Here is a 7,766-nt window from a genome sequence, read left to right as displayed (position 1 = left end):
CCCCCAAAACTTCCTAGCGGCCGTAAAACTACTCGCCACCCGCATCTGGATCAGGTCGTTATGAGTCTACGCCCTAGTTCAATCCCGCGATTGCTGCATGGGCGGATTTCGTTAAAACCCTCTTGATCGAGTGCTCATCCGCCCACCTCGGTCTTGCCGGGCTTAGTACCAATGCGAGTCTGCTCCGCGCCTCGGCCCAGGGTCTCGATCCGTGCCGCTTTCTGCGGTGATGAGCCCGTGTGTTGGCGTTTGCGGCCCGAATTTGGCCAGTCTCCTTGGATTTTGTGCCGTGGCCGCGAGCGCTCAGTGAGTGCGTGCCGTAGTCGCCGGCTTACAACCCGATGGAAGCCACCCATCGACGCAAGATCCGAGCGCAGTGTCTGCGTCGCCGATCCTGTTGTCATTGCGGTCGAAGGAAGTTCCCCGCCATGGTGGTCCTTGGTAAACTGGCTCGCTCTTTTAAGCCCCCGATTCTAGAAAATGGCGATGAGCGCCATCCATTGCCTTGCCAGGATTGATTAGGCGAAACGGTGTTCAAGATTCGCTGCCAGTGACACGTGTTTTCCGTGCTGTCGCGGCGTGTTCGCGGAACACTCTCACCGCTTCGAGCGCCTCGTGGCTTAGCTTGGCGATGTCGGAGGATAAGTCGTGGATACCCGCCACCGCTTGAGCAGGGCCCACCGACCCAGCGTTGACCGATCCCATGACGATCGAAGTCACCTGGAGCTGCGCTAACATGAAGGCAGCGTGGATTTCGATAACAAGTTGTCGCGTCGCGTCAATGGCTGCAACGGAACTCGTGTCGAACGCATCCCGGTTATCGCTGGACATCTCGGTCAGTCTGGACATGCGCGATCTTTCTTACTGATGCGATCCGGGCCTTTGGTATGAATGCAATCGATACGTCGATGCCCACGACAACGTTTGGCGCGCGAGATGGTTTGAAAAATATCTGAAAGTTGCTCAGCGGTTGAGGTTGTGAACGACGAAGCGGAGACCCGGCTTATGCGTGATACAAGATCATTTATTGAGGACTGGATGGCTTTCCGACAAAGTGCGATCCTCGTGCGCGGTTGCTTTGTCGCCAGCTTGGATGTCGACCGTGGCGGGAATTTCAAGGACCGCCTTGTTCGGTTGCCAAAATGCCACGCCAACCGATGAAATCAAAGGGGCTCGATGCCACGACAACGATCATTCATTGCGGGGCTGTTTGTGTCCGCTAAAACTCGCTGGCGGGAAAAATGGACCGGAAATGTTTCAACGATCGAATAGGCGGCAAATAGCCCGGACGTTCATCCAAGCGGCGACGACTTGCGCCGCGGCTTTATTGTTAACGGGCGTGGATGCGCGCGCCCAGTCCATCACTCAGGTCGCGCCTTTCTCACTCGTCGCGGCCGAGCTCGACTTGTTGGTGAGCGAGGATACGAGAGCGGCGAAGGTTGACGGTATAGGCTACTTTGTGATCGATGACCGTGGCGCCGTGGTGCGCGGGCCCGTCGTTACCGTGAAAGGGTCACCTGCTCCCGCTCGGCAAGCGTTCGAAAGAGATTTTCGTGCCGCTATCTTGAAGGCAGCTCCTTTCGATCCGCGCAAGGAGTTTGTCGGCAAAGTCCTTGTACTGCGCCTATCGACGTGCGGTTCTGGTGCGGACGCCTCTTGTGGCCATCGGCTCAAGTCAACACCACCGAAGCTGGTGCAAAGCTGGCTAGCGCGGCAATAGGAAGGCCTCGGCGGTCCATGGAGCACTATCGCGTCCGTCAGCGCTGCGTCAACGGTACGCGCTGTCATTCGCTACTCCAAGCATCGGCTATTCTGGGTACCGTATCTTGGAAGTCGACGTGCGCGCACCGGGCAGGATATGCTGAGCATTTCCACTCAACCAGGAGCTACCACATCCTCGTCAGGAACCCCGATACGGCATGTCGGCGCGCTCTCATTGAACATGGTCTCTGCCCCACCGTGAACGGAATAGTTTGAGCTTCTCCCAATCACCGTGCCGCCAAAACCGTTTCGTGTTGGCTCCGTCACCCGAGGCCCCCGCTCAATCCAATTGATGACGCGCGATCCAGAGCCCTGCTCCGAGCCGAGTTCAACGGTCACCGTTCCAGTGTCATTCGACAGGGCGCCATATTTCGCGGCGTTCGTGGTGAGCTCGTGGATAATCAGCCCCAACGGAACAGCCGTCCGCGGGAGGATACCGAGGCCCCCCCTTTATCGCGACCGCGTTCGAAAGTTTTCAACAAAGGGCTTCAACTCGGCGACCATCAAGTCGCTCAGCCGGATGAATGTCCAAGAGCGGTCCGCAAGCACATTGTGTGACGCCGCGAGAGCCTGGATGTGACCGGCGAACGCACGCCTGAAGCCGTCGCCCGTGTCCTCTGTCGACGCGGTGCGGTTGGAGATCGAAACGACCAGCGCAAGTCTATTCTTCACACGGTGGCCTAGCTCGCGCATGAGGAAGAACTGCTGCCGTTCGGCTTCCTTGTGACGGGAAAGATCGACCAGCGTCGAGACCGCGCCCTTGGTTTCATTTCCGGCAACCCGAAACGGAGCGGCGCTGACCAGGAGCGGCTGCGAGTTACTCTCGTTCAAGGTGAATGCTTCGACGCCTTGGACGGAATGACCGGAGAGCGCGAGCGAAATGAAATCGTCGCTCTGCATCAATCCGGTGGCAGCCTTGAACTCGAGCTCGAACACGGCGCAAACTTCGAACCGACAGGATCACGTCGGCATAATGCCAGGGCGGCGGCATTCGCGTGTGACACGAACCCCGCCAGGTCAGTCACGATAACATGCTCCGCCGTGGGGGAAAGTATAGCCATGGCCGTGCGCTCCGCTTCCTGGGAGCGCTAGTCCTCTATACGGTCGCCAATATCGTCGAAGGTCACCGCTATCGCATCGGAAATGCTAAGCGTGAGAAGGCCCTCCTCAACAAGCATTTGGGGAATTTGTTCAAACCGGGCAAAGGGTTTTTGGCCGGAACCTTTATCATTGGTCCCTTGGGTTCCTTACGATCGTGTGGCGGCAAGCTCGCGCTGTTCGTTCGAGCCTCACGAGATTGCTCCAAGGTCCGAACGACATAGTCGAGTTTCGATCTCGCTTTATGACACGGACAGCGAGCCGCGCGGAGAAGAACCACTAGCCATCCTTGGTTAATTTAGTTTTAGAGCTCGGGAACCCAAGACGCTGTTTACGCGTTCCTTTTCGCATTGTGATAAGGAGTGACTCACCGCATGTCCACAGGCAACAAGGCTCGCCACCGCATGTACGCATTCGTAGCGATAATCTTCGCGGCGGGGATCGTGATCGCGGGTGGCTATATCATTTTGGCAAAGCCAGGCGAGAGTACGGACAAGCCAGTCTCCGAGGTCGTCAATCCAAGCAGATAGCGCGTGGGAGCAGTGTCCTGGGAGGATATTTATCACGCGCTCGACAGATGGCCTGGGCCTTGCCGCCGCGCGTAGCTTGGTCCGTGCTGGGCACGAGGTCGTTGTGCACGCCCGGTCTCAACCTAGGGCCAACGTCGTTTCCAGCACCTTCCCAGACGGTCATCACGGCCCACTCGATCTAAACCTTGGCGGTTGCGATCGAGAGATGTCAACGGGCTTTAACGCGCGTGACCACTTGCGCAGCGCGGGAGGCGATCGGCCTTTGTCGATGGTCATTAGCACTCGATCTGGGCGGTGCATTCGTGTGTGACCGAGCATGATCTGGAAAACAAGGAGATTGCCGGTCTCCTTGTACACCGCGCTGCCTTCGTTTCCTCATCGAGTAGGTGACATAGCGCTTGGTTTTAGCCGGGCGCAAGCAAGGCATCCGAGCACGATCGTCTCGAGGCAGTGGAGGCAAGTGGCTTCAAATCAATTCGCCTTGAAGCTCGAATATGAGTCCGGTTTGAGGGTATTGAACTCGCCCTTTGCCACTGAAATAGCCCGGAACAATGCGCGTGAGAAGACGTGATCCGAACCCGTCGCGCTCGGGCGCGGCCACCTTCGGTCCGCCAACTTCTTGCCAAACAAGATGAAGGCGGCCCTGCTCCACTGCCCAACGTAAACGAACCTGGCCCGTGGGTACCGATAGGCTTCCATACTTGGCGGCGTTCGTAGCCAATTCGTGCACGAGAAGAGCAAGGCCCAGTCCCTGCTGGGGTGAGATGGGCACCAACGGTCCCTCCAATGAAATCCGGCTGTGATTGAGCTCCGCATGGGGTTGCAGGGCTCCCCGCAGGACAACACCGATGTCGGCTCCCGTGTCTGGACCGTGGACGAGGATATCCTGGGCGTTGGCCAGGGCTTGTATCCGTGACCGGATAGCAGTCACTACCTCGCCCGTGGATCCGGCCGATCGAGCACTCTGGCTGACGATAGCCTGGACAACGCTCATGGCGTTCTTGAGGCGGTGCGACATCTCCTGTTGCAGGACGCGCCGGACTTCGTCCGCGGCGAGTTGTTCCGATAGCTTTTCCTGGGTCGTTTCCAGCTCTCTGTTCAGGGTTTCCTGGAGAGACCGTTGCTCGACTTCGGACGTCAAGTCTCGGGCCACGCAATAAAGTAGACCCTTGGAGGGGACAGCATTCCATGACAAGGGACAGTACGTTCCGTCACGCTTTAGAAGCCGATTGGTAAAGGAGAGAACCGACGTCCCGCTCGCCAGGCGGTTTATTTCCGAGCTTGTTCTTAGGCGATCTTCGGGGTGCTCCAACCACTCGGAAGTGCGTCCGAGAAGGTCCGAGGGTTCCCAACCAAGTGTCTTTGTCCATGCGGGATTGACGCTCAACCATACACCCTCCGCGTCCGCGACCCCAAGCAGATCGATGCTCAGGCTCCAGATGCGGTCCTGGTCGTCCAGCCCCTTCTCCACTTGGAGCCGGAGCTCGTCATTCGCCTTTTTCAAAGCAGCTTCCGCGATGACCTGGCCCGTCGTTTCCTTCACGACAAGGAAAATGCCTTCGATTTCTCCGGTGTCGCCCCACAAGGGGCTGTGGCAGTGAGTGAAATATGCCGTCTGGCGTCCGCCGTAACGATCAGGCTGATACGCGGCGTTCTCGACGTAAAAGGGCTTACCACCCAGCACCTGCTGGAAAATCGGCTCTAGCGCGTCCCACATCTCCGACCACCACTCCTTGGCGGGCCTGCCAAGGTTGCCAGGGTGCTTGTTGCCAAGGCTGGGAGCGTAGGCGTCGTTGTAGAACGTAATCAGCTCTGGCCCCCAGTGGATCATCATCGGGAACTCCGAATTCAAGATCAACCGCACCGCCGTACGCAGACTTAAAGGCCACTTCTCGGGTGTGCCCAAACCCGTGTTCCGCCAGTTGATGGCTCTAAGTGCTGCTCCGCACGCTCCGCCATTTTCCAGGCAACCGAAAATAGTTGAATCCATTTATGAAACACTTGGCTCGACGTCTGATCAATATTCCCGTCGTTTATAGGCCCAAACATCCGTCTTAGTCGATGCCAAGAGTTCGAAGCCATCGTGTCCCATGAGATGGTGTGTGTGGCGACGGGTCGCTCAGCGGCAAAACCGATCATGTCGCGGAATATCCGCGTCCGGGGTCTTCTCCACAAGCTCTCGTAGGTCAATTATGTCGTTGGTCATCGATGTATCCTTCGTATCTGGTTGAGTGTCAGCAATCCACCATACCGAAGAATATAGATGACCGCCCGCAAGGCCGCTCACTCGCCACGGCGCACTAAGGGCACGCTCGCGTTCTACCGTCCACCCGCACCACGCCACGGGGCATGATCCACATGATAGACAACACGTCGGAAGCCAAGGACTTCGGCCACAGACCCAATCAGCAAAAGAAGTCGAATCAAGCCGCGCTGAGCAGCTCAGCTGGGACCGGCATGCCCATGTGAAACCCCTGAACACGGTCGATATGAAGATCCTTCAGCAACGACAGCTGCGCCGCGGTCTCCACGCCTTCCACTAGGATCGTGTTCCCTCGATTTCGTATGAGGGCAACCATGTCCCGGAGCATGGTCAACCCGCGTGGGGTGGAGCAATCTTGAAGAAACGTTCTATCGACCTTGACTGTTTGGAACTCTATGGCCCTCAACCAAGACAGTCCCGCGAAACCGGATCCAAAGTCATCGAGCCAGATCTCAACGTCAAGCGCCCGCAGATCGGATATGCATTTAAGGACCTCCAGCTGCATATCCATATCCAGGCCCTCGGTCACTTCCAGGGCCAACCGGGACCCGTTCACACCGCAGCTGCTGAGGATGTCGGCGACGCTGGCGGCAAAGCCCGGAGAACGAAGCTGTATCGGAGATACGTTGACACTGACGGTCGCCATCCGGTCCGTCATTAGGATATCCCGGCACGCGGTCTCGATGGCCCACCTTCCAAGCTCCAAGATCGCGCCAGTTCGTTCCGCGAGCGGAATGAAGATTTTCGGTGAGACAGCCGTTCCGTCGGGCATCTTAAGGCGCATAAGGGCTTCCACGGCCCTCGCCTTCTCGTGGGTTACATCGAATATTGGCTGGTAGACGAGCGAGACAAGTTTGCGATCGATCGCGGCGGCCAGCAACGGGATGAGCTTACAAGCGCTGTCGTCGGGGAGAGGCAATGCTGGATCAAAATGTCTTATGCAATTTCGTCCGCTGGCCTTTGCACTGTACAAGGCGAGATCGGCCTCACGTACCAACCTTTCGACCTTTTCAACGGACTGCTGGCGCGTGAACGCCACACCGATACTGACTGTAACGATGGATCGATCATCCGGCCGCTCGTCATGAGCGATGGCCAGAAACTCGACCTCCATCTTTATTCTTTCCGCGATGATCATTGCTGTCTTCGAATTATCGATGGGGAGCACTACGATAAATTCCTCGCCGCCGTATCTACCGATCATGCCGCCAGAAGCCTCAACGACAACTTTCAGAGCGTTGGCGATGACTGTAAGGCAGCGGTCTCCTTCCTGGTGACCATAACGGTCATTGAACCGTTTGAAGAAATCCACATCGATGAGAAAGACCGAAAAATCTCGACCCTCGGTCTTCCACACTGTCCAACATTCGTCGAGGCGCCTATCCAGCGCTCGCCTGTTGTTTATGCCCGTTAGATAGTCAGTATGTGAAAGCTCAAGCAGGGCCTTTCCACGTTCGGTCGCTTCCCAATGCTGGTGGCGAGCCTCCGCCGCCCTTAGTAGCACCTTCCGCCTCTCCGAATTCAGGCTCCAATTGACGAACGACGTGAAGGCGAAACACGAAATGTAGAACAATCCGAAGGCGATCTTATAGGTCGTGCTCGATGGAAAGAATTCCTCAATCGTGACGAAAAATACACACAGCACGACGCTGGAAGTAGCAACCGAAAGGCGAAATGGGAAGCTAAAGAATAGGTTGGCGCCCATCATGAAGATGGCACCGAATATCATGTAGTACGACATGGCGGCCGCGTCGCTCGTGCCTATCGCGGGTGCGAGCCAGCCGATATAGCCCACCAAGAGCGCCACGGCGCAGGTGACGTCAAGCCAGAGGGTCCGCGCTTTCGCAAGGCGCAGGATTTCAAAGGTAAGTAGCGCGATCGCGGCGACAGCGAATCGAGCAACGATGGTCACGGGCGCGACATCAGGGATGAGCCACTGATCTGGCAAGGCGAAAGCAACATACACCGCCACCGCGACCCAAAGACCTCGCCGGGTGCCACGCCGTCGAACAGCATCATTCTCGATCTCAAGAGAATTGCGGGCCTCGTCGAATGAAAGTTTTTCGTTTAAAGGATCAGATCGAAAATCCGCGTAGGTCGCACTCATGCAAACA

At 57.2% G+C, this 7,766-nt stretch carries 5 protein-coding genes; 1 reads left to right on the top strand and 4 read right to left on the bottom strand.

Annotation, left to right across the window (positions count from 1 at the left end):
• Positions 1-534 precede the first annotated feature (534 nt).
• Positions 535-849: a hypothetical protein gene (locus ACCD05_RS17760; protein WP_413394287.1), complete on the bottom strand. Its 315-nt coding sequence runs from the start codon at positions 847-849 to the stop codon at positions 535-537.
• A gap of 253 nt (positions 850-1,102) precedes the next feature.
• Here ACCD05_RS17760 and ACCD05_RS17755 point away from each other — a divergent pair, with 253 nt between their 5' ends.
• On the top strand, positions 1,103-1,720 hold the full coding sequence (locus ACCD05_RS17755) for a hypothetical protein (RefSeq protein WP_413394285.1): 618 nt from the start codon (positions 1,103-1,105) through the stop codon (positions 1,718-1,720).
• 491 nt (positions 1,721-2,211) lie between these two features.
• Here the strand turns inward: ACCD05_RS17755 and ACCD05_RS17750 are convergent, their stop codons facing one another.
• The 3 genes from ACCD05_RS17750 to ACCD05_RS17740 form a co-directional block, all read right to left on the bottom strand.
• Positions 2,212-2,697 (bottom strand): HWE histidine kinase domain-containing protein, encoded by a 486-nt coding sequence (locus tag ACCD05_RS17750; RefSeq protein WP_413394283.1) that lies wholly within the window; start codon positions 2,695-2,697, stop codon positions 2,212-2,214.
• A 1,158-nt stretch (positions 2,698-3,855) separates the two neighbouring features.
• Positions 3,856-5,379, bottom strand: a complete 1,524-nt coding sequence (locus ACCD05_RS17745; RefSeq protein ID WP_413394281.1) for a sensor histidine kinase — start codon at positions 5,377-5,379, stop codon at positions 3,856-3,858.
• A gap of 433 nt (positions 5,380-5,812) precedes the next feature.
• On the bottom strand, positions 5,813-7,759 hold the full coding sequence (locus ACCD05_RS17740; RefSeq protein ID WP_413394280.1) for a putative bifunctional diguanylate cyclase/phosphodiesterase: 1,947 nt from the start codon (positions 7,757-7,759) through the stop codon (positions 5,813-5,815).
• Between the last annotated feature and the right edge of the window lie 7 nt (positions 7,760-7,766).

The organism is Rhizobium sp. Rhizsp42 (assembly GCF_047304155.1).
In the GTDB taxonomy this organism is placed as follows: domain Bacteria; phylum Pseudomonadota; class Alphaproteobacteria; order Rhizobiales; family Rhizobiaceae; genus Rhizobium.
Note: the sequence above shows the minus strand (reverse complement) of the source record. Positions and strands in the feature narration are given on the sequence as shown.